This is a genomic window from Nonomuraea africana (assembly GCF_014873535.1).
In the GTDB taxonomy this organism is placed as follows: domain Bacteria; phylum Actinomycetota; class Actinomycetes; order Streptosporangiales; family Streptosporangiaceae; genus Nonomuraea; species Nonomuraea africana.
Genome location: NZ_JADBEF010000001.1, coordinates 7,860,885 through 7,880,860 on the forward strand (window position 1 = coordinate 7,860,885; position 19,976 = coordinate 7,880,860).

Below are 19,976 nucleotides of genomic sequence, written 5' to 3' on the forward strand. Positions count from 1 at the left end.
GCCGGCCGTGCCGTCGTGTCTCATGCCCTGGCCAGGGCCAGCAGGTCGCCGATCTCGCGGAGCCCAGCGAGGTCGTGGACGTCCTCCGACATGGCCGGGATCTGGGCGACCGGCACCGTGGGGTGGGCCGAGACGAAGTGCTCCTGCTCGCGGTGCTCACGGGCGGCGAGCTGCATCCGTCCGGCGTGCAGCCGCAACACGGCGGCGGTCAGCTCGTGCTCGCCCTTCGACTCCAGGTCCTCCGCTGCGGCCGCGCTGCGCGCCGCTGAAAGCCCTGCTGCGGGCGAGAGATGCACGCGGTTGACCACGAGCCCGGCCAGCGGCATGCGCTCCTCAGCGAGCCTCTCGACGAAGTACGAGGCCTCGCGCATCGCGTCGCGCTCGGGCGCGGCGACGACCACGAAGGCCGTGCCGGGCGCCTGCAGCAGCTTGTAGGTCATCTCGGCGCGCTGCCTGAAACCGCCGAAGACCGCGTCGAGCGCGGAGACGAAGGTCTGCAGGTCCTTGATCACCTGCGCGCCCAGCAGCTTGGTCATCGCGCCCGCGACGAGCCCGAAGCCGGCGTTGAGCAGCTTGAAGGCGCTGCGCCCTCCGGCCTTGGCCGGCGCCATCAGCAATCTGATGAAGCGCCCGTCGAGGAAGCGGCCGAGGCGCTCGGGGGCGTCGAGGAAGTCGAGTGCCGAGCGCGAGGGCGGCGTGTCGACGATGATCAGGTCCCACTCGTCCGAGCGGCGCAGCTGGCCGAGCTTCTCCATCGCCATGTACTCCTGCGTGCCGGCGAAGCTGGAGCTGAGCGACTGGTAGAAGGGGTTGGTCAGGATCTGGCGGGCCCGCTCCGGATCGGCGTGCGCCTCGATGATCTCGTCGAAGGTCCGCTTCATGTCGAGCATCATCGCGAACAGCTGGCCCTCGCCCGAGGAGTGGACCAGGCGTGGGGTGTTGTCCAGCTCGGTCAGGCCCATCGACTGGGCCAGCCGGCGGGCGGGGTCGACGGTCAGCACGACCGCGCTGCGTCCCCGCTCGGCCGCGCGCAGCCCCAGCGCCGCGGCGGTCGTGGTCTTGCCCACGCCGCCGGAGCCGCAGCACACGACGATGCGGGTGCCCCTGTCGTCGAGGATCGCGTCGACGTCGAGCACGGGCGGGACCCTGGTCATGCCGCTCCCTTGGTGCAGATGGCCTCGGCCAGCTCGTACAGCCCCGCCAGGTCCACGCCGTCGGCCAGCAACGGCAGCTCGTAGCACGGGACCGCCGCCGCCATCAGCGAGGCGCGCTCGGTCTTCTCCAGTTCGGTACGGCGGGCGTGCTCCACGACCTCCGCTGCCAGGGCGTCCGCCACGGCAGAGGCGTCGCCGGCGCCGTCCGCGAGGCCTGCCGCCTTGAGCCCGAGCGCGATCTCGCCCGCGTCGAATCGTCCTTTGACAGCGGAGTCAAGTGTCGCCTGCGGAAGCAGTGATTCACGGACCATGTTGATGAAGATTCCACCCGCGGGAAGACCTGCCGAGCGCAATTCGGTAATGCCGTCGAGAGTTTCCTGAACCGGCATCTCCTCTAGAACCGTCACGAAGTGGACAGCCGTCTCGGGAGACTTCACCACTCCGCTCACGAGATCCGAGTGGTTCTTGATGGGCCCCACGCGCGCCAGGCCGGCCACCTCCTGCGTCACGTTGAGGAAGCGGGTGACGCGGCCGGTGGGCGGGGCGTCGAGCACGACGGCGTCGTAGACGCGCTTGCCGTTCTTGCCGCGCCGCCGTACCGCCTCGGTCGTCTTGCCGGTGACCAGCACGTCGCGGAAGCCGGGCGCCACGGTGGTGGCGAAGTCGACGATGCCCATCTTGGCCAGCGTGCGGCCCGCCCTGCGCATGCCGTAGAACATCTCGAGGTACTCGAGCATGGCCTCTTCGGGGTCGATGGCCAGCGCGTAGACGTCGCCCCCGCCGGGGGCGACAGCGATCTTGCGCTCCTCGTACGGCAGCGGCGGCAGGTCGAAGATCTGGGCGATGCCCTGCCTGCCCTCCACCTCGACGAGGAGGACCTTGCGACCGCCCGAGGCCAGCGCGAGGGCGAGCGAGGCGGCCACCGTCGTCTTGCCCGTGCCGCCCTTACCGGTCACGACGTGCAGCCGCACGCCGTCCCAATCGGTGTCCCTTGCCGTCACATCTGCCAGGCTACCGAACGGTTACTTGTGTCCCTCTTTGAGATTGCTCACAACCCCGCCCCCACCGGGGGATGGCGAGCTCCACCCGCGTGCGCGAACGTGCGGGTGGGATGGGGGCAGGCGTTCTTGGGTTCTTAGGGACGTGGGTCCATTCCTCGAAGACCTCGCCATCTCCCGCGTGCGGGGGCGTGCCGGGTGGATGGTGCGGGCTGGGGTTCTTGGGTTTTTCCGGGGGCGGCGGCGCGTGGCCGGTGTGCGTGGGCGGTGGTCGTGGGTGGGTCACTACGCTGGCCCTCATGAAGAAATGGGAGTACCTCACCGCCCCGGTGCTGATCCACAACACCAAGATGATTCTCGACAACTTCGGCGCCGACGGCTGGGAACTGGTCCAGATCGTGCAGGGTCCCGACGGCCAGGGCCTGGTCGCCTACTTCAAGAGGGAGAAGGCATGACCCCCGAGGAGAAGCTGGCCGAGCTCGGCCTGACGCTGCCCGAGGTCGTGGCCCCGCTGGCGGCCTACGTCCCGGCCGTGCGCAGCGGCGACTACGTCTACACCTCGGGCCAGGTCCCGATGGTCGACGGCAAGCTGCCCCAGACCGGCAAGGTCGGCGCGGAGGTGAGCCTCGAGGAGGCTCGCGAGCTGGCGAAGATCTGCGCGCTCAACGCCCTGGCCGCGGTCAAGTCGCAGATCGGCGACCTGTCGAAGATCAAGAGGATCGTCAAGGTCGTCGTCTTCGTGGCGAGCACGCCCGACTTCACCGCCCAGCCCCAGGTCGGCAACGGCGCCAGCGAGTTGCTGCGAGACGTCCTCGGCGACCTCGGCGTGCACGCCCGCAGCGCGGTGGGCGTCACCGTGCTTCCGCTGGACGCCCCAGTGGAAGTGGAGCTGATCGCGGAGGTATAACCGAGTGATGTTCTGGAGGAGGTCATGTGGACAACGGCATCCCGCTGCCCGGTGAGTTCGGCGAGCGAGCACGAGACATCCTGGCCGGACGGGTCCAGCCGGTCCCCCCGAGGGACGCCGCCACGGTGGTGATCCTGCGTGACAGCCCTCGCGGTCCGCAGGTCTACCTCCTCAGACGCAAGGCGAGCATGGCCTTCGCCGCCGGCGCGTACGTCTTCCCCGGCGGCTCGGTCGACCCGCGCGACACCGACCACGCGGTCGCGTGGGCCGGGCCCTCGCCGAAGGAGTGGGGCGAGGTGTTCAACGCCGACGAGAAGACCGCCAGGGGCCTGGTGTGCGCCGCTGTACGGGAGACCTTCGAGGAGTCGGGGGTGCTCCTTGCGGGTCAGGGAGAGGACACGGTCGTCGCCGACACCACCGGCGACGACTGGGAGGCCGACAGGGTCGCGCTGATCGACAGGAGCCTGGCCTTCGCCGACTTCCTCGGCAAGCGCGGCCTGGTGCTCCGCTCCGACCTGCTCAAGCCGTGGGCGCACTGGATCACGCCGGAGATCGAGGTCAAGAGGTTCGACACCAGGTTCTTCGTCGCGGTGCTCCCCGAGGGGCAGCGCACCCGCGACGTGGGCGGGGAGGCGGACAAGGTGGTGTGGCGGCGTCCGGCCGAGGCCCTGGGCGGGGAGTTCTTCCTGATGCCGCCGACCCACCGCACGCTCACCGAGCTCTCGGCCTTCGGGAGCGTCGAGGAGGTCATGGCGGCGGAGCGGGAGATCGTCCGCATCATGCCCCGAGCGGTGGAGATCGACGGCGAGATGCGGCTGATGGCATGAGCGGTCTGTACCTCCCGCTGGCGGGCCCCGACGGCATCCGCACCGACCACGCGGAGAACCTGCTGGCGCCCAACCCTTCGGAGATGACCCTGGAGGGGACCAACACCTGGGTGATCGGCACGGACGAGGTGGTCGTCGTCGATCCCGGCCCCGATGACGAAGCGCATCTCCAGCGGATCGTCCGGCACCTGGGTCGGCGCAGGGTCGTCCAGATCCTGCTGACGCACGGCCACCACGACCACAGCGGCGGCGCAGGACGCCTCGCCGAGCTGGTCGGCGCGCCCGTGCGGGCGCTCGACCCGCGGCACCGGCTGGGTGACGAGGGGCTGTCCGACGGCGACGTGATCGAGGTCGGCGGCCTGGAACTGAGGGTGTACGGCACGCCGGGGCACTCGTTCGACTCGCTGTGCTTCTGGCTGCCCGCGGATCTCGCCATGCTGACCGGCGACACCGTGCTGGGCAGGGGCACGACGGTGATCGCCCACGACGGGAACCTGGCCGACTACCTGCGCACGCTCGACCGGCTGCGCGCCGCGGCCGAGGAGCTGGGAGCCGAGACGCTGCTGCCGGGACACGGGCCCGCGCTCGCCGACCCGCTGCACGCGCTCGACGGCTACATCGCCCACCGGCGCGAGCGCCTCGACCAGATCAGGGCGGCGAGGGCATCAGGCGCCACGACGCCGCGCGAGATCGTGGAGATCGTCTACGCGGACGTCGACAGGGCACTGTGGTTCGCCGCCGAGATGTCCGTGCGCGCCCAGCTCGACTACCTGGACCGGTTGTAGAGCCGTTCCATGTCGAGGATGACCACGGCCTTGGCCTCGATGCGCAGCCAGCCGCGCTGAGCGAAGTCGGCCAGCGCCTTGTTGACCGTCTCCCTCGAGGCGCCGACCAGCTGCGCCAGCTCCTCCTGGGTGAGGTCGTGGTGGACGCGCAGGCCGTCGTCGGTCTTGGTGCCGAAGCGCTCGGCCAGGTCGAGCAGCGCCTTGGCCACGCGTCCCGGCACATCGGTGAAGACCAGGTCGGCCAGCACGTCGTTGGTGCGGCGCAGCCGCTGCGCCAGCGCGCGCAGCAGGTGGAGCGCCACCTCGGGGCGGCCGGTCAGCCATGGCCGCAGGTCGTCGTGGCCGAGCCCGGCCAGCCTGACATCGGTCAGCGCGGAGGCGGTCGCGGTACGCGGGCGTGGGTCGAACAGTGACAGCTCGCCGAACATCTCGCTCGGCCCGAGCACGCTCAACAGGTTCTCGCGGCCGTCAGGGGCCGTGCGCGACAGCTTGATCTTGCCGTCGAGAACGACGTAGAGCCGGTCACCGGTCTCGTTCTCGCTGAACAGGGTCTGACCCTTGGACAGCTGAACCTCGGTGATGCTCGTGCGCAGCGCGGCGGCGCTCTCGCGGTCGAGCGCGGCGAACAGGGGGGCCTTGCCCAGCACGTCTTCGGTGTTCACTCTGCCTCCTCAGCAGCCATTGTGACCTACCCCACTGCAGAGGTCAGGAGTGACCCATGCGAAAAGGCTCAAGGGGACGCCACCTGCTGGTCGCCACGAAGTTCCCTGGACGGAGTTTACGGACTGAACGCGACAAAGCGTTACTCAACGGATCGCTTCCCCCGCACGTAGCCGCTGGCCATACGCTTGCGGGATGGAGACCCGGCTGGCGCTGGTACGGCGGGCGCGACGGATGAACAGGATCCTCGCCGAGACCTACCCCGACGCGCACTGTGAGCTCGACTTCACCAACCCCCTCGAGCTGCTGGTTGCCACGATCCTGTCGGCGCAGTGCACGGACAAGCGCGTCAACATGGTCACGCCCACGCTGTTCGCGAAGTACCCGACCGTCGACGACTACGCAGGCGCGGACCCGTCCGAGATGGAAGAGATCATCAAGTCCACCGGGTTCTTCAGGGCGAAGACCAACAGCATCATCGGGATGGCCCAGGCGATATCCGCGAAGCACGGCGGCGTCGTGCCCGGCCGCCTCGCCGACCTGGTCGCCCTGCCCGGAGTGGGCCGCAAGACCGCCAACGTGGTGCTCGGCAACGCCTTCGGCGTGCCGGGTCTGACCGTCGACACGCACTTCCAGCGGCTGGTGCGGCGCTTCGGCTGGACCGAGGAGGCGGACCCGGTGAAGATCGAGCGGGTGGTGGGGGAGCTGATCCCCAAGCGCGAGTGGACCGTGTTCTCGCACCGGGTGATCTGGCACGGCCGGCGCATCTGCCACGCCCGCAGGCCGGCCTGCGGGGTGTGCCCCCTGGCGGCGCTCTGCCCCTCGTACGGCACCGGCCCCACCGAGACGGGTCAGGCGGCCAAGCTCGTCAGGTCGGGTCCCTTCTCGTAGCTGACAGGACCGGGCGAGGGAAGCCCGGAAAGGCGTGATGTGTTGGAGTCAGACGTGACCGACGTCCCCGCATGGCTGGACAGGCTGGCCGCCCGAGCCGTCCACACCCCCGTCCCCCAAGGGCTGCGCCCGCCCGCTCGTGGCGGGCGGCCCGCCGCGGTGCTGATGCTCTTCGGCGAGGGCCCCGACGGCCCCGACCTGCTCCTCATCCAGCGCAGCTCGCGCGGTCGCAGGCACGCGGGCCAGCCCGCCTTTCCCGGCGGCGGCGTCGATCCCGAGGACGGCGGGCCCGTGGGCGCGGCGCTGCGGGAGGCCGCCGAGGAGACGGGAATCGATCCCGCGGGGGTCAAGGTGCTCTGCACCCTCCCCGAGCTGTTCGTCTGGCGCAGCGACAACCGGGTCACCCCTGTCATCGGCTGGTGGCACACGCCCTCCGCGCACTACGCCGCGGCTCCCGACGAGGTCGAGTCCGTGGAGCGGGTCCCGATCGCCGAGCTGGTCGATCCGGCCAACCGGATCATCCTGCGCACCCCGACGGGGCACCAGGCTCCCGCCTTCAAGGTGCGCGGGCTGCTGGTGTGGGGGTTCACCGCGATGGTGCTCGACGCGGTGCTGCGCGAAGGCGGCCTGGAGCGGCCGTGGGACACCGGCAGGGTGGAGGACCTACCCCCCGACGTCCTCGACCTGGCTGCCCGTGGCTAGCGCCAGCCCGAGCGTCGCCCAGTCGGCCACGTCGTCGTCGCTGTCACGCATGAGCGCGCGCAGCGCGGCGAGCCCGGTCGGATCGGGCGGCCGGCCGCACACGTTCGGCAGCGCGTAGGCGGCGCCGTACCTCACCCTGGCATCCGGGTGGCCCGACAGTTCGATCACCGAGGGCAGGGAGCGCGGGTCGCCGAGGTGGCCGAAGGCGATCAGCACGGAGAAGAGCACCATGGGGTCGTCCTCGCTGGCGGCCAGGAAGCGCAGCACGGGCAGCGCCCTGTCCTTGAAGGTGGCCAGCTGGCCCATGATGTCGATGCCCAGCAGGCGTTCGGCGACCTGCTGCCCCGCGCACAGCCGCCTGGCCTCCGTGAAGGTCTCCAGATCGCCCCGTTCCTGTAGCGTGGAGATCACATGCCAGCGAACGGGGCCGCCGGGATCGGTGTCGCCAAGTGCTGCCTCGATGAGATCGCGCATCATTTAGAGGGTATTTCCGCCGCCGGGGCCGTCGTAGCCGAAGACGTGCACGCTTGACCGTCCCGGTGGATACCTTTGAAGCGTGCGCGGTGATCTGCTCGACCTCATTCTGATCGGCCTCGTGATCGCCTTCGGCATCTCGGGTTACCGCCAGGGCTTCGTCATCGGCGCCTTCAGCTTCGTGGGGTTCATCGGCGGGGCCCTGCTCGGCATCTTCATCGCGCCGCCGATCTCCAAGGCCGTGGTCGAGGGGGAGACCGAACAGGCGCTGCTCGCGATCGTCATCGTCTTCCTGACCGCGACCGTCGGCCAGTTCGCCTCCTCCACCATCGGGGCGGTGGTCCGCAGCCACGTCACCTGGGAGCCCGCCAGGGTCGCCGACGCCGTGGGCGGCACGTTCGCCAGCGCGCTGTCGGTGCTGGTCATCGCCTGGCTCATCGGGTCGCTGATCGTCTCCACGTCCTTCACCGTGCTCAGCACCCAGGTAAAAGACTCCCTGCTGCTCAACACCGTCGACCAGGCGCTGCCCGAGGCCGTGCGCAACTGGCGGCCGCCGTTCAAGGACTTCATCGACAGGTCCGAATTCCCTCCCGTCTTCGACGCCATCGCCAACGGGCCCTTCGTCGAGGTGGACCCGCCGGCGCCGCGCAGCCAGCTGCAGGGTCCCAAGCTGCAGCGGGCCCAGCGGGCCATCGTCAAGGTCCAGGGCACCGCGCCGAGCTGCAGCAAGCGCATCGAGGGCACCGGCTTCGTCTACGCTCCCGACCGCATCATGACCAACGCGCACGTGGTCGCCGGCGTCACCAGAGACCTGCGCGTCACCACGCACGACAACAGGTCGCTCGAGGCCGAGGTCGTGGTCTACAACCCCAAGCGCGACATCGCCATCCTCCACGTGCCCAACCTGGGCGTCCAGCACCTGGTCTTCGACAGCACCGCGGAGAAGGGCGACAACGCGATCATCGCGGGCTTCCCCAAGGGCCAGGGCTTCACCGCCGAGGGCGCCCGCATCCGCGTCAAGCAGATGGCCAAGGGGCCCGACATCTACCGCAGCAGCGAGGTCGAGCGCGAGGTCTACGCGATCCGCGGCAAGGTCCTGCCCGGCAACTCCGGCGGCCCGCTGCTGACCGTCGAGGGCAAGGTGTTCGGCGTCATCTTCGCCGCGGCCACCAACCAGGCCGAGACCGGCTACGTGCTGACGGCGGGCGAGGTCAGGCCCGACGCGGTCAAGGGCCAGAACGACACGACGCCCGCCGACACCATGGAGTGCGACTAGCTACAGCGCGGCGGCGACGGCGTCGATCGCCGCCTCGGGGTCGCTGTCCTCCCGCAGCGCCAGCGCCACCCCCGCCACCTCCTCGTACGGCCTGCCGTACCGCTGGATCCGCGCGGCGCCACGGGCCAGCAGCGTGAGCGCGCCCCGCCCGTTGCCGCGCTGCAGGTGGGTGAGGCCCACGCAGATCTGCGCCAGCCCCTGCCACAGCTCACGCTCCTGCTCGGGGGCGCACTTCCACCTGCCCTCGAAGACCTCGTGCGCGTGGAAGGGCCGGTGCGCGCCGAGGAGGGCCATGGCGTCGGTCATGGCCTGCTCGGCGCTGGGCGCGTAGTCGTCGGGGACGCGCTCGACGCCCTCGGCGCCGTGCGGGAGCGGCCTGCCGTACTCGTCGCGCGGTCTGGCGTTGCGCGGACGGCCCTGCGGGTCCCTGTCCCTCATCGGTCGGGCTCGGGGTCGGCCAGCCACGCCAGCAGCTCGGCGTCGAACACCTCGGGCGCCTCCTCGTGGGGGAAGTGGCCCGTGCCCTCGAGCAGCCGCCACCGGTACGGCGCGGCCACGTAGCGGCTCGAGCCCTGCGCGGTGCGCGGCAGGATGCATCGGTCGAGCGCGCCGTGCAGCTGCAGAGTGGGTGCCTCGACCTCGGTGCGCATGGCGCGGGCGTAGCGCAGGCCGTCGGGACGCACCTGGGAGCGGCCGAACCAGCGGTGGTACTCCAGCGCGCAGTGCGCGACGGTGGGGATGCCGAAGGCCTCCCGGTAGACGCGCGAGGTGTCCTCTTCGGGCCAGCCCGGCCGCGACCAGGTATCGAGCAGCTGCCCGACCAGCTCGCCCTCGCGACGGGTCAGCCGCCGCTCAGGCAGGAACGGAAGCTGGAAGCCCAGGGTGTAGCCGCTGGCCCTGAGCTGGCCGAACGGGTCGGTCAGCAGCGCGCCGCGCAGGCGGAGCGGATGCGGCGCCGACACCGCTACCAGGCGGTGCACGGACTTGGGGTCGGTCACGGCCATCGTCCAGGCCAGCAGCCCGCCCCAGTCGTGGCCGACGACGATGGCGCCGGTCTCCCCGAGCGCGCGGATCAGGCCCGTGGCGTCGCCCGCCAGGGTGGGCAGGTCGTAGCCGCGCGGCGGCTTGTCGCTGCCGCCGTAGCCGCGCAGGTCGACGGCGACGGCCCGGTAACCGGCCGCGGCCAGGCTCTCGAGCTGCCGCCGCCAGGTCCACCAGAACTGCGGGAAGCCGTGCAACAGCAGCACGAGTGGCCCTTCACCCGCCTCCACGACGTGGAACCGGGTGCCGCCCGCGTGGACGCTCCGATGCGTCCACGGCCCGTCGAGGTGGACGAAGCTCTCGTCAGGCATCGGGTTTCACCAGCTCGCCGTCCGGGGTGGCGATCTCCTTCAGGCCCTTCAGCGACCTGGTGGTGCGCTTCATCCCCGCCAGCCCCTTCAGCTTGCGAATCCCGACGAACACCAGCAGACCTGCCACGATCAGGTAGAACACCGTCACGATCGTGAAGGCGAGCCACTGGGTCAGGCCGATCTCCACGAGCACGTACGCGATCGCGAAGGAGGCCAGGATCAGGCACAGGTGGGCCATGAAGGCGGCCGCCGCGAACAGCCCGGCGGCCGTGCCGACCCGCTTGGCGTCGAACCTGAGTTCGGCCTTGGCCAGCTCGATCTCCGAGCGGACCAGCGTGGAGATGTGGCTGCTCGCCTGGGCGACGAGGGCGCCAAGGGATTCTTCCTCGGAAGTCTGCGGCATGAACGTCTCCTATCGGGGCCAGGTGCCCGTGTCAAACATCATCCAGTCCATTGCGACGCTTTCGCACCCTGACGTGCAGGAGAACCGCCGCCAGTGCCGAGGCCACGAGACTGGCGGCGAGCACACCCGTCGTCACAGCCATGGCCCTCTCCTCATCCGCGCCGAAGGCGAGGTCGCCGATGAGCAGCGACACCGTGAATCCGATGCCGCCGAGCAGCGAGACCGCCGCCATGTCCCTCCAGTGCAGCTCCCCGGACAGCCTGGCCAGGCCGAGCCGTACCGCGAGCCACGCGCCACCGAACACTCCCAGGAACTTACCGATGACCAGACCGGCCATCACCCCCAGGACTACCCGATCGCTGAAGATCATGCTGAGGCTGTCGCCGTCCAGCGGCACACCCGCGGACAGGAACGCGAAAACCGGCACCGCGAATCCGGCGGAGAGCGGCCGTACGTAGTGGTCGGCCCGCTCGGCCGGCGAGGTGTCCTCGTCCCCGTTGGCGGTGACCCTGGTCAGCAGGCCGAGGGCGACGCCCGCCACCGTCGCGTGCACGCCGCTGACCTCGACGAAATACCAGGCGAGTACGGCCAGCGGCAGGTAGACCCAGAGGCTCCTGACCTGCTTGCGCTGCAGCACTCCGTAGAGCGCGAGCAGGGCGGCGCCGACGAGCAGCATGACCACGTCGAGGTCGTCGGTGTAGAAGACGGCGATGATCGTGATCGCGCCGAGGTCGTCCACGACGGCGCAGGTGAGCAGGAACGCCCTCAGCGCGGCCGGCATCGCGCTCGCGGTAACGGCGAGCACGGCCAGGGCGAAGGCGATGTCGGTGGCCGTCGGGACGGCCCAGCCCTTGCCCGCTCCCTCGGCGCCCCAGCTGACGGCCAGGTAGACGAGGGCGGGGACGACCATGCCGGCGACGGCGGCGATGATCGGGAGGGCGGCCTTGCGCAGGTTGGCCAGCTCGCCGTGGACGAACTCCTCCTTCACCTCCAGTCCCGCGACGAAGAAGAAGATCGTCAGGAGGCCGTTCTGGGCCCACTTGTAGAGCTCCAGGTCGAGATGGAGGCTCTGCGGGCCGAACGCCGTGGTGCGGAGCGCCTCGTAGGAGTCGAACGAGACGTTGGCCCAGATGAGGGCGGCGACGGTGGCGAGCAGCATGACGATGCCGCCGATGGTCTCCGCGCGCAGGGCCTCGGCCAGGGTGCGGGCGTAGCGGACGGTCGGTCGGAGCGGCCACACCTCGGCGGCTCGGCGCACGTTGATCTCCTTGGGTGTACGGGTGCGGTCTGTCGTTCCCCCGCCGACCAGACTTCCCGGCACACCTGCGCAAGATCCTACCCAGACGCCTCCCCTGACCCCCGACACCCCCATTCCAGCCCACAACCCACCAAACCACCCACCGCAGGCCGTCCCCTCTCTCCTGAGAACCCCAGCCCTGCTCCCACGGGTTGGGCCACTGAACAGGCCTCGGTCGCGTGCCGACCTCCGGGCATGCCGAAGGGCCGGGGGCAACCCCCCGGCCCTCGGGTGGAGATCGTCAGTCCTCGGACTTGGCGCTGGGCAGCTTCTCGGAGATGAGGTTCATCACCGTGCTGTCGGCCAGCGTCGTGACGTCGCCGACGCTGCGGTTCTCCGCCACGTCACGCAGCAGCCGCCGCATGATCTTCCCCGACCGCGTCTTCGGCAGCTCGGGAACCACCAGGATCTGGCGCGGCTTCGCGATGGGCCCGAGCGTCTTCGCCACGTGGTTGCGCAGCTCGGTGGCGATGTCCGCGCCCTCCTCCGCGCTCCCGCGCAGGATCACGAAGGACACGATCGCCTGTCCCGTCACCGGGTCGGTGGCGCCCACGACGGCCGCTTCGGCGACCTTCGGGTGGGAGACGAGCGCCGACTCCACCTCGGTGGTCGAGATGTTGTGCCCGGAGACGAGCATGACGTCGTCGACGCGGCCGAGCAGCCACAGGTCGCCGTCCTCGTCCTTCTTGGCGCCGTCGCCGGGGAAGTACATCCCCTCGAACCGCGACCAGTAGGTGTCGATGTAGCGCTGGTCGTCGCCCCAGATCGTGCGCAGCATCGACGGCCACGGGTCGCGGACCACGAGGAAGCCGCCGCCGCCGTTCGGCACGCTGTTGCCCTGGTCGTCGACCACGTCGGCGGTGATGCCCGGCAGCGGGCGCATCGCCGCGCCCGGCTTGCCCGCGGTGACGCCGGGCAGCGGACTGATCATGATGGCGCCCGTCTCGGTCTGCCACCAGGTGTCCACGACGGGGCAGTGCTCGCCGCCGATGTGCTCGCGGTACCAGACGTACGCCTCGGGGTTGATCGGCTCGCCGACCGAGCCGAGGATGCGCAGGGACGACATGTCGAACTTGGCGGGGATGTCGTCGCCCCACTTCATGAACGTGCGGATCGCGGTGGGCGCGGTGTAGAGGATCGTGATCTTGTACTTCTGGACGATCTCCCAGAACCGGCCGCGGTGCGGGGTGTCGGGCGTGCCCTCGTAGATGACGCTGGTGGCGCCGTTGGCGAGCGGGCCGTACACGATGTAGGAGTGCCCCGTCACCCAGCCGATGTCAGCGGTGCACCAGTAGATGTCGCTGTCGGGCTTGAGGTCGAAGACCGCGTGGTGGGTCCAGGCCGTCTGGGTCAGGTAGCCGCCGCTGGTGTGCAGGATGCCCTTCGGCTTCCCCGTGGTGCCGCTGGTGTAGAGGATGTAGAGCGGGTGCTCGGCGTCGTGCGGCTGGGCCTCGTGCCGGTCACTCTGGCGCTCGACCACGTCGTGCCACCAGACGTCGCGCTCCTGGGCCGCGACCTCCTGCCCGGTCCTGCGGACGACGAGCACGTGCTCGACGCCCGGCGTCTGCGCGACGGCCTCGTCCACCGTGGGCTTGAGCGCGGACGGCGCGCCGCGACGGTAGCCGCCGTCGGCGGTGATGACCAGCTTGGCGTCGGCGTCCTCGATACGGCTCTGCAGCGCGCTGGCGGAGAAGCCGCCGAACACCACCGAGTGGATCGCGCCGATGCGGGCGCAGGCCAGCATCGAGATCGGCAGCTCGGGGATCATCGGCATGTAGATCGCCACCCGGTCGCCCTTGCCCACACCCAGCTCGGTGAGCGCGTTGGCGGCCTTGTTGACCTCGCGCTGGAGGTCGGCATAGGTGAGGGTACGGCTGTCGCCCTCGGGCTCGCCCTCCCAGAAGTAGGCGACCTTGTCCCCGTTGCCCGCCTCGACGTGCCTGTCGACGCAGTTGTAGGCGATGTTGAGCTGACCGCCGACGAACCATTTGGCGAACGGCGCGTTCCATTCGAGCGTGGTGTCCCAGCGCTTGGCCCAGGCCAACCGGTCCGCCGCGCGCTCCCAGAACGCCAGCCGGTCCGCCTCGGCCTCCGTGTAGGCGGCGGCGGTCACGTTCGCGGCCGCGGCCAGGTCCGCTGGTGGTGCGAACCGGCGGTTCTCCTGTAGCAGGTTCGACAGCGCCTGAGGCTCGGTGCCAGGGGTCTCCGGGGCCACTTCATGCTCCTTCATATGGCCAGATTGAGTGTTGCTGTCCCACTTCACCAGGCGACCCGTGCTCACCACAAGAGGTCTAGACAGGTCTGTACCAACCGCCTCCCGCTGACCGGGACAGCTGACAACTGCTATTAAACCGTTGTAATCCCGAAATCCAAGAAATATGGACCGCGCCAATTGGGCCCCGTCCTAAAAGCGGGCTACCGGCCGGTAAGGTCGGAACCTGTGAGTGACCCATTGGCTGCCATTGCCGGCCTTCCTGGAGTTCCAGAAGCGGTCGAAGAGGCGCGTGAAGCCGTAGACCGCTTGTACCGGCATCGCGTGCTGCGCCGCCGCAGTCCCGAGGTGTCGGCCGAGGCCGCGCTGCGCGGAGCGCGGGCCTCGGCGGCGCTGGCGGGAGACGACGTCCCGCTCGACGCGCTGCGCAGGGGCGAGGTCTCCTCGCCGGTGGTCCAGGGCGCGCTGCGCGCCTCGGCCGAGCTGGGACGACTCGGGCCGACATGGCGGAGCGCGCCCAGGCAGGTGCTGGCCAGAGTGCACACGCTCGCGGCCGTGGGGCTCGCCGACGAGGCGGACATCGGCCGGCCTCGTACGGGAGCCGCCCCCGCCGACCCTCTCGGACTCGGCGCCGCCCCTTCGGCCGAGCAGGCCGCCGCCCGTATGGACGCGCTGTTCGCGCTGCTCACCGGGCAGACGAAGGCGCCCGCCCTCGTGCTGGCCGCCGTCGTGCACGCCGAACTCGCCGTCCTTCGCCCCTTCGGGATCGCCGACGGCGTGGTCGCGCGCGCGGCCGAGCGTCTCACGCTCGTGGAGTACGGTCTCGACCCGAAGTCGCTGGTCCCCGTCGAGGTGGGCCACCTGGAGCTCCCGTACGCCGAGGGGCTGCGGGCCTACCTGCTCGGCACCGGTGAGGGGGTCGCCGCCTGGGTACGGCAGTGTGCCTCGGCGGTGACATTGGGGGTCAGGGAGACGACCGCCATCTGCGAGGCCATGCAACGCGCATAGCTGACGGCGTCCCAATAGATGAGACGCCGTCTGCCGATGCGTCACACCGGGTTACCAAGCGTGCACCTTAATTCGTCGGAGCGGGTCAAGCCCGTCTCGACGCGCCTCCCGCGGCTGGTCGCGCGTGGGTGCCCGGCTGACGCACCCGGACTGTAGGTCCGTGAGACCTTTCTACGTCGGATTCCGCCTGATGGGAAGCCCTCGCAGCAAGACCTTTACCCCGCCCTGGCGATCACTCTGGGCGATCTAGCGGTCTGTAGTCGTTCAACTACGACCCAAAAAAACTCGCGAAAATTGGAGATTGCTCCTCGACGAAACTCGACTCGATCGGGCAGCATACGAGGGTATCTTCCGAAACTGGAGCGACTGTGCAGGGGATAGCTTTGCAAGTCCCTTGCCATGCTCTGGTTAAGTGATGAAAGCTTTCTTCTGAAACGGGACCGGCTCTACCCCCCCGGAGCCGGACCGATCAGGCGACCCCCGCTCTCCCCCCCGGCGGGGGTCGCCGCTTTTTATCCACAGAACTTGGTTCGGTAGCCCGCGCCGGTCGGCTCCACCCGCATGCTGTGCCTCCCCACCCCCGAGGAGGCAGCAATGACCCGACCTCTGGCCATCACCGACGACGGCGACCTGCTCGACGATCTGGTTCGCGTCGCCGCGGCGGCGGGCTCCCAGCTCGACGTCGCCCACGCCCCCGCGCTCGCCCGTCCCTACTGGTCACACGCGCCGATCGTGGTGGTCGGCGACGACCTAGCCGACGCCGTGGCCGCCACGGGGCCGCCGGGCCGGCCGAAGGTCTTCCTCGCCACCAGGCAGGGCGGCGATCCCGACAGTTGGCGGCGGTGCGTCGCGGTGGGCGCTCAGGGCGTGGTCGAACTGCCCGAGGGCGAGTTGCGGCTGGTCGAGGAGTTCGCCGACGCGCTGGAGCCGTCCCCCCGAGCGGGGGTCGTGGTCTGCGTCGTGGGCGGCAACGGAGGGGCGGGCGCCAGCCTGCTGTCGGCCTGCCTCGCGCTGACGGCCTCCCGACGCAAGCTGCGCACCCTGCTGGTCGACGCCGACCCGCTCGGCGGCGGCATCGACGTCCTGCTCGGCCAGGAGGAGGCCAAAGGCGCCAGGTGGGCCGACTTCGTCTCGCGAGAGGGCCGGGTGAGCTCCGCGGCGCTGCAGGCCGCGCTCCCCGCCTTCGGCGAGCTCACCGTGCTCGCCTTCCATCGGGGCGAGGTCGAGTCGATCCCGCCGGGAGCGATGCGCTCGGTGCTGGAGGCCGGACGGCGCGGCTTCGACCTCGTGGTCGTCGACCTGCCCCGCCACCTCGACGCCGCTGCCACAGAGGCGCTGAGCCGCGCCTCGTCCACGCTCCTGCTGGTCACCGCCGACGTGCGCGGGGTCCTGGCGGCCGCCCAGGTGCTCGGCGAGGTCAGACGCCACACGGGCGCGGTCGGCATGGTCCTGCGGCCGGGGGTGCTGGAGGAGGCGGTCGTCGCCGCCTCGCTCGACCTGCCCTGCGCGGGGCACCTCTCCGACCAGCCGCGCCTGGCCACCGCGCTCAACAAGGGCGACCTCACCCTCATCGACCGCCGCTCGGTGCTCGGCCACTTCTGCACCACGCTCCTGACCGACCTCATGGCCGCATGAACGGCGTCTCCAAGGAGCTGGTCGAGGCGGTCAGGGTCAGGCTGGCGCGCGCGGGGGTGGAGCCGAGCGCGGCCCAGGTGGCCGTCGCCCTCCGGGCGGAGAAATCCGTGTACGGCGACGCCGAGATCCTGGCCGTAGCCCGCGCCCTGTGCGCCGACCTCATCGGCGCGGGGCCGCTCGAACCGCTGCTGGCCGCGCCCGACGTCACAGACGTGCTGGTCAACGGCCCTCGCGAGGTGTGGGTCGACGACGGGCGAGGGTTGCGGCGCACCACGATCGCCTTCCCCGACGACGGCGCGGTCCGCCGCCTGGCCCAGCGCCTGGCCGGCGCCGCGGGCCGTCGGCTCGACGACGCCTCCCCGCACGTCGACGCGCGGCTGGCCGGCGGCGTGCGGCTGCACGCCGTCCTGCCGCCCATCGCGTCCGAGGGCACGTGCGTGTCGCTGCGGCTGCCGCCCCGCCGCACGTTCACGCTCTCCGACCTGGTCGCGGCGGGCACCGTCCCCGTCGAGGCGGTCGCCGTCCTGTCGGCGGTGGTCGAGGCCAGGCTGGCCTTCCTGGTCACCGGCGGCACGGGCACCGGCAAGACCACCCTGCTGAGCGCCCTGCTCTCCCTGGCCGATCCCGGCGAACGCCTGCTGCTCGTGGAAGACTCCGCCGAGCTGCGCCCCCTCCACCCCCACGTGGTCCGCCTGGAGACCCGCCCGGCGAACCTGGAGGGGGCCGGTGGCGTGGGTCTCCGAGATCTCGTACGGCAGGCGCTGCGCATGCGGCCCGACCGGCTCGTGGTGGGAGAGGTGCGGGGCGCCGAGGTCGTTGATCTCCTGGCGGCCTTGAACACCGGTCACGAGGGCGGTTGCGGCACCCTCCACGCCAACACCGCCGCCGACGTCCCTCCGCGGCTGGAGGCGCTGGCGTGCGCGGCGGGGCTCAGCCGTGAGGCGGTGCACAGCCAGCTGGCCGCGGCGCTCGACGTGGTGATCCATCTGTCGCGACGGCGCTCGGATGGGCGGCGGCTGGTGTCGGAGGTGTGCTTGCTGTCACGGAGGGCTTCGGGGTTCGTGACGGCTGAGGCGGCGCTGACGTTCGACGGGGAGGGGCGCGCGCAGGTGGGGCCGGGGTACGAAGCCCTGCTCGCCCGCACGTCCCTGGGGCCGGAACGGTGACGCGGGACGGGCCCGGCCTGGGAGCGGTTACCAGGCCTTGGGCCTTGGTTTGGCTCCGTGCCCCTGGAGGTTGGTCGCCTCTCGGGTCGTCAGTCCGGTGGACCTCGCCGCGTGGCCTCGTTCCGGCCTGGGGGTCCGGAGATCAAGGGTGACGCTGAGCGGCGCTCGCTCGTCCTGCTGATCCGCTGTCCTGACCCTGCGGAGGCCGTCTCGCCCGGTTCGGCTGGGGTCGTGAGGCGGAGGTGCCTCGCCGCCCACGCGTCAGTCTCGCCATCGAAGATCGGAAGTATCCCGTTGACCGTGATCGCCGCACTCTGCGCCGCGCTGGCCCTCTGGCTGTGGACCGGGCCCACGCATGCCCGCCTCCGCCTCGCCCGTCTCTTCGGCGCGCCGCCCCCACGGCAGTGGCCCTCGCTCTGGGCGAGCGTCAGACGCCCCTCCGCCGCGCGCAGGGCCGAGGCGTGGCGCGTGGCCTCCATCGAGCTGTGCCTGGCGCTCTCCGCCGAGTTGGCCGCCGGCCGTACATCAGGAGAGGCCCTCACCCGCGCCCTCGCGGCGGTCGACCTCCCGGACCCGCTGCGCCCCTTGGCGGCGGCGGCCCGCGACGGCGGCGACGTGGCGGCCGCCTTCCGCGAGGTGGCGCCCGCCCAGGGCGGCGAAGGACTGCTGCGGCTGGCGGCGTGCTGGGAGGTCAGCGTGTCGGTCGGCGCGGGGCTGTCGGGACTCGTCGACCGGGTGGGCGTCGCCCTGCGCGCCGCCCAGGCGCACCGAGCCGAGGTGTCGGCCCAGCTCGCCGGTCCCAGAGCGACGGCCAGGATGCTCGCCGCCCTGCCCGCCCTCGGGCTCCTCATGGCGGCAGGGCTCGGGATGAACCCGGTCGGATTCCTGTTCGGCAGCGTCCCTGGGGTGGCCTGCCTCGTCGTCGGCGTGGCCCTCGACGCCTGCGGCCTGTGGTGGACCCATCGCATGTCATCCAAGGCGGAGGCCGCATGAGCATGCTGCTGGCCGCCGTCGCCTGTGCCTTCATGGCGACCTGGCTGTGGTTTCCTGCGAACGGCCCGGCGGAACGGCTGGCCGCTCTGCGTCCACCTGGAGGTCAGGCGCGCGTTCCTTCGGCGGGAACGGACGAGTGGTTTCCTCCGCGTGCCGTCCATGGGCGTCGCCTCGACCGGGGTGCGCTCGTGCCCGGCTCGTGCGCGGGGCTCGTCGTGTTCGTGCTCGTGGGCGGCGTCGCCGGCGCGATCGCCGGGCCTGTCGTGGGCGGGGTGGTCACCGTACTCGTCCACAAGAAGGCCGCCGGCCCCCATCTCCGCCGCGACCGTGACCGGATCGCCGCCGACCTGCCGTTCGCCACGGACCTCATGGTCGCCTGCCTTCAGTCGGGACAACCCGTCAGCACGGCCACCGAGATCGCCGCCACGGCGATCGGCGGGCCACTCGGGCAGCGCCTGACCTGGATCAGCGGCCAACTCCGCCTGGGGGCCGACCCTGAGCCCGTGTGGATGGTGCTGGCCCGCGAGCCGTCCATGGGGCCGCTGGCGCGGGCCATGTCGCGCGCGGCGCAGAGCGGGGCTCCGGTGGCGGACGTGCTCACCCGCCTCGCTGACGACGCCCGGCAGGCGTCTCGCATGGCTTCCCTGGCCGCGGCCCGTCGGGTGGGCGTCCAGGCGGTGGCGCCGTTGGGGTTGTGCTTCCTGCCGGCCTTCGTGCTGCTGGGGATCATCCCGGTGGTGGCAGGCTTGGCCAGCGGCGTCCTGATCCCTTAGAACGGCGACGGCACGGGGACTCATCGGCCGCACGGGAGCATCGCCAGAAGGGGCTCGTCCCGCCTTGTCCAGGCTTTATCCACAACCCCACGCCACCCTCCCCACCTTCATCCACAGAACCGCGCTCGGCCCCACCTCCACCCCACCCCCTCCGCGAATCTGGTCGTCCAACCGCCGGACCCCATCCGGTCCCACCCCTCGGAGGCACTGATGCGCAAGCCATCCACCGTCACGCCCGTCGTCCGGCTCCGACGCGCCCTGTCCACCTGGTGGACCGGCCGTACCGCAGCGGCCGCTCGCCTGGGCCTCGACCGTGGCATGTCGACCGCCGAATACGCCGTCGGCACCATCGCCGCATGCGGATTCGCGGCCCTGCTCTTCAAGGTCGTCACCAGTACAGAGGTCCAGGAGATGCTCACCACGCTCGTCAACCGCGCCCTGAACACCGCAGGCTGACCCTCAC

Annotated in this window: 22 protein-coding genes; 13 read left to right on the forward strand and 9 right to left on the reverse strand. The window is 70.9% G+C overall.

Going from position 1 to position 19,976, the window contains the following annotated elements; genetic code table 11:
• Positions 1-20: 20 nt before the first annotated feature.
• Together bagB and bagA are read right to left on the reverse strand one after the other, a co-directional pair.
• Entirely contained in the window at positions 21-1,154 is a 1,134-nt protein-coding gene (bagB, locus tag H4W81_RS37475) for an ATPase BagB (protein WP_192779126.1), read from the reverse strand.
• A complete protein-coding gene (gene bagA / locus H4W81_RS37480) occupies positions 1,151-2,155 on the reverse strand; it encodes an ATPase BagA (protein WP_192779127.1) in 1,005 nt (334 codons plus the stop codon). Before bagA ends, bagB begins: the two co-directional genes overlap by 4 nt.
• Before the next feature lie 296 nt (positions 2,156-2,451).
• On the opposite strand from bagA, the gene H4W81_RS37485 reads away from it, so the two are divergent.
• Genes H4W81_RS37485 through H4W81_RS37500 form a run of 4 tightly spaced genes read left to right on the forward strand, consistent with a single transcriptional unit; the run spans position 2,452 to position 4,671 of the window.
• A complete protein-coding gene (locus H4W81_RS37485; protein ID WP_183652343.1) occupies positions 2,452-2,607 on the forward strand; it encodes a Sp36 family protein in 156 nt (51 codons plus the stop codon).
• Positions 2,604-3,059, forward strand: coding sequence for a RidA family protein (locus tag H4W81_RS37490; protein WP_192779128.1), 456 nt, complete (start codon positions 2,604-2,606; stop codon positions 3,057-3,059). Before H4W81_RS37485 ends, H4W81_RS37490 begins: the two co-directional genes overlap by 4 nt.
• Before the next feature lie 26 nt (positions 3,060-3,085).
• Complete coding sequence (locus H4W81_RS37495; RefSeq protein WP_318782261.1) at positions 3,086-3,886, forward strand: NUDIX hydrolase; 801 nt, start codon at positions 3,086-3,088, stop codon at positions 3,884-3,886.
• Positions 3,883-4,671, forward strand: coding sequence for an MBL fold metallo-hydrolase (locus H4W81_RS37500; protein ID WP_192779129.1), 789 nt, complete (start codon positions 3,883-3,885; stop codon positions 4,669-4,671). Before H4W81_RS37495 ends, H4W81_RS37500 begins: the two co-directional genes overlap by 4 nt.
• Here H4W81_RS37500 and H4W81_RS37505 read toward each other — a convergent pair.
• Complete coding sequence (locus H4W81_RS37505) at positions 4,653-5,333, reverse strand: Crp/Fnr family transcriptional regulator (protein ID WP_192779130.1); 681 nt, start codon at positions 5,331-5,333, stop codon at positions 4,653-4,655. The genes H4W81_RS37500 and H4W81_RS37505 overlap by 19 nt on opposite strands.
• Before the next feature lie 193 nt (positions 5,334-5,526).
• Here H4W81_RS37505 and nth point away from each other — a divergent pair, with 193 nt between their 5' ends.
• Positions 5,527-6,222, forward strand: a complete 696-nt coding sequence (gene nth / locus H4W81_RS37510) for an endonuclease III (protein ID WP_192779131.1) — start codon at positions 5,527-5,529, stop codon at positions 6,220-6,222.
• A 54-nt stretch (positions 6,223-6,276) separates the two neighbouring features.
• On the forward strand, positions 6,277-6,924 hold the full coding sequence (locus tag H4W81_RS37515) for an NUDIX hydrolase (RefSeq protein WP_192779132.1): 648 nt from the start codon (positions 6,277-6,279) through the stop codon (positions 6,922-6,924).
• Here H4W81_RS37515 and H4W81_RS37520 read toward each other — a convergent pair.
• The gene (locus H4W81_RS37520) at positions 6,886-7,401 is read right to left on the reverse strand and encodes a HEAT repeat domain-containing protein (protein WP_192779133.1); all 516 of its coding nucleotides are present in this window, start codon (positions 7,399-7,401) and stop codon (positions 6,886-6,888) included. The two genes, H4W81_RS37515 and H4W81_RS37520, sit on opposite strands and share 39 nt — an antisense overlap.
• 79 nt (positions 7,402-7,480) lie before the next feature.
• Here H4W81_RS37520 and H4W81_RS37525 point away from each other — a divergent pair, with 79 nt between their 5' ends.
• Positions 7,481-8,674 carry a MarP family serine protease gene (locus H4W81_RS37525; RefSeq protein WP_192779134.1) on the forward strand — a complete coding sequence of 398 codons (1,194 nt, stop codon included), beginning with the start codon at positions 7,481-7,483 and terminating at the stop codon, positions 8,672-8,674.
• On the opposite strand, the gene H4W81_RS37530 is transcribed toward H4W81_RS37525, so the two are convergent.
• From H4W81_RS37530 to acs, 5 genes are all read right to left on the reverse strand, one after another.
• A complete protein-coding gene (locus H4W81_RS37530; protein ID WP_192779135.1) occupies positions 8,675-9,112 on the reverse strand; it encodes a DUF309 domain-containing protein in 438 nt (145 codons plus the stop codon).
• Entirely contained in the window at positions 9,109-10,026 is a 918-nt protein-coding gene (locus H4W81_RS37535) for an alpha/beta fold hydrolase (RefSeq protein ID WP_192779136.1), read from the reverse strand. The genes H4W81_RS37530 and H4W81_RS37535 overlap by 4 nt, the downstream gene beginning before the upstream one ends.
• Entirely contained in the window at positions 10,019-10,429 is a 411-nt protein-coding gene (locus tag H4W81_RS37540; RefSeq protein ID WP_192779137.1) for a phage holin family protein, read from the reverse strand. The genes H4W81_RS37535 and H4W81_RS37540 overlap by 8 nt, the downstream gene beginning before the upstream one ends.
• A 31-nt stretch (positions 10,430-10,460) precedes the next feature.
• Positions 10,461-11,687: a Na+/H+ antiporter NhaA gene (gene nhaA / locus H4W81_RS37545; RefSeq protein ID WP_318782263.1), complete on the reverse strand. Its 1,227-nt coding sequence runs from the start codon at positions 11,685-11,687 to the stop codon at positions 10,461-10,463.
• Positions 11,688-11,967: 280 nt separating this feature from the next.
• Positions 11,968-13,956, reverse strand: coding sequence for an acetate--CoA ligase (acs, locus tag H4W81_RS37550; protein WP_192779139.1), 1,989 nt, complete (start codon positions 13,954-13,956; stop codon positions 11,968-11,970).
• A 210-nt stretch (positions 13,957-14,166) separates the two neighbouring features.
• Between acs and H4W81_RS37555 the strand changes: the two genes are divergently transcribed.
• The 6 genes from H4W81_RS37555 (at position 14,167) to H4W81_RS48980 (ending at position 19,969) form a co-directional block, all read left to right on the forward strand.
• A complete protein-coding gene (locus H4W81_RS37555) occupies positions 14,167-14,946 on the forward strand; it encodes a Fic family protein (RefSeq protein WP_192779140.1) in 780 nt (259 codons plus the stop codon).
• A 594-nt stretch (positions 14,947-15,540) separates the two neighbouring features.
• On the forward strand, positions 15,541-16,581 hold the full coding sequence (ssd, locus tag H4W81_RS37560) for a septum site-determining protein Ssd (RefSeq protein ID WP_192779141.1): 1,041 nt from the start codon (positions 15,541-15,543) through the stop codon (positions 16,579-16,581).
• The gene (locus H4W81_RS37565; protein WP_192779142.1) at positions 16,578-17,747 is read left to right on the forward strand and encodes a TadA family conjugal transfer-associated ATPase; all 1,170 of its coding nucleotides are present in this window, start codon (positions 16,578-16,580) and stop codon (positions 17,745-17,747) included. Before ssd ends, H4W81_RS37565 begins: the two co-directional genes overlap by 4 nt.
• A gap of 300 nt (positions 17,748-18,047) precedes the next feature.
• Positions 18,048-18,740: a type II secretion system F family protein gene (locus H4W81_RS37570; protein ID WP_318782264.1), complete on the forward strand. Its 693-nt coding sequence runs from the start codon at positions 18,048-18,050 to the stop codon at positions 18,738-18,740.
• Positions 18,737-19,513, forward strand: a complete 777-nt coding sequence (locus H4W81_RS37575; protein WP_192779144.1) for a type II secretion system F family protein — start codon at positions 18,737-18,739, stop codon at positions 19,511-19,513. The genes H4W81_RS37570 and H4W81_RS37575 overlap by 4 nt, the downstream gene beginning before the upstream one ends.
• 210 nt (positions 19,514-19,723) lie before the next feature.
• Positions 19,724-19,969, forward strand: a complete 246-nt coding sequence (locus H4W81_RS48980) for a DUF4244 domain-containing protein (protein ID WP_192779145.1) — start codon at positions 19,724-19,726, stop codon at positions 19,967-19,969.
• Positions 19,970-19,976 lie beyond the last annotated feature (7 nt).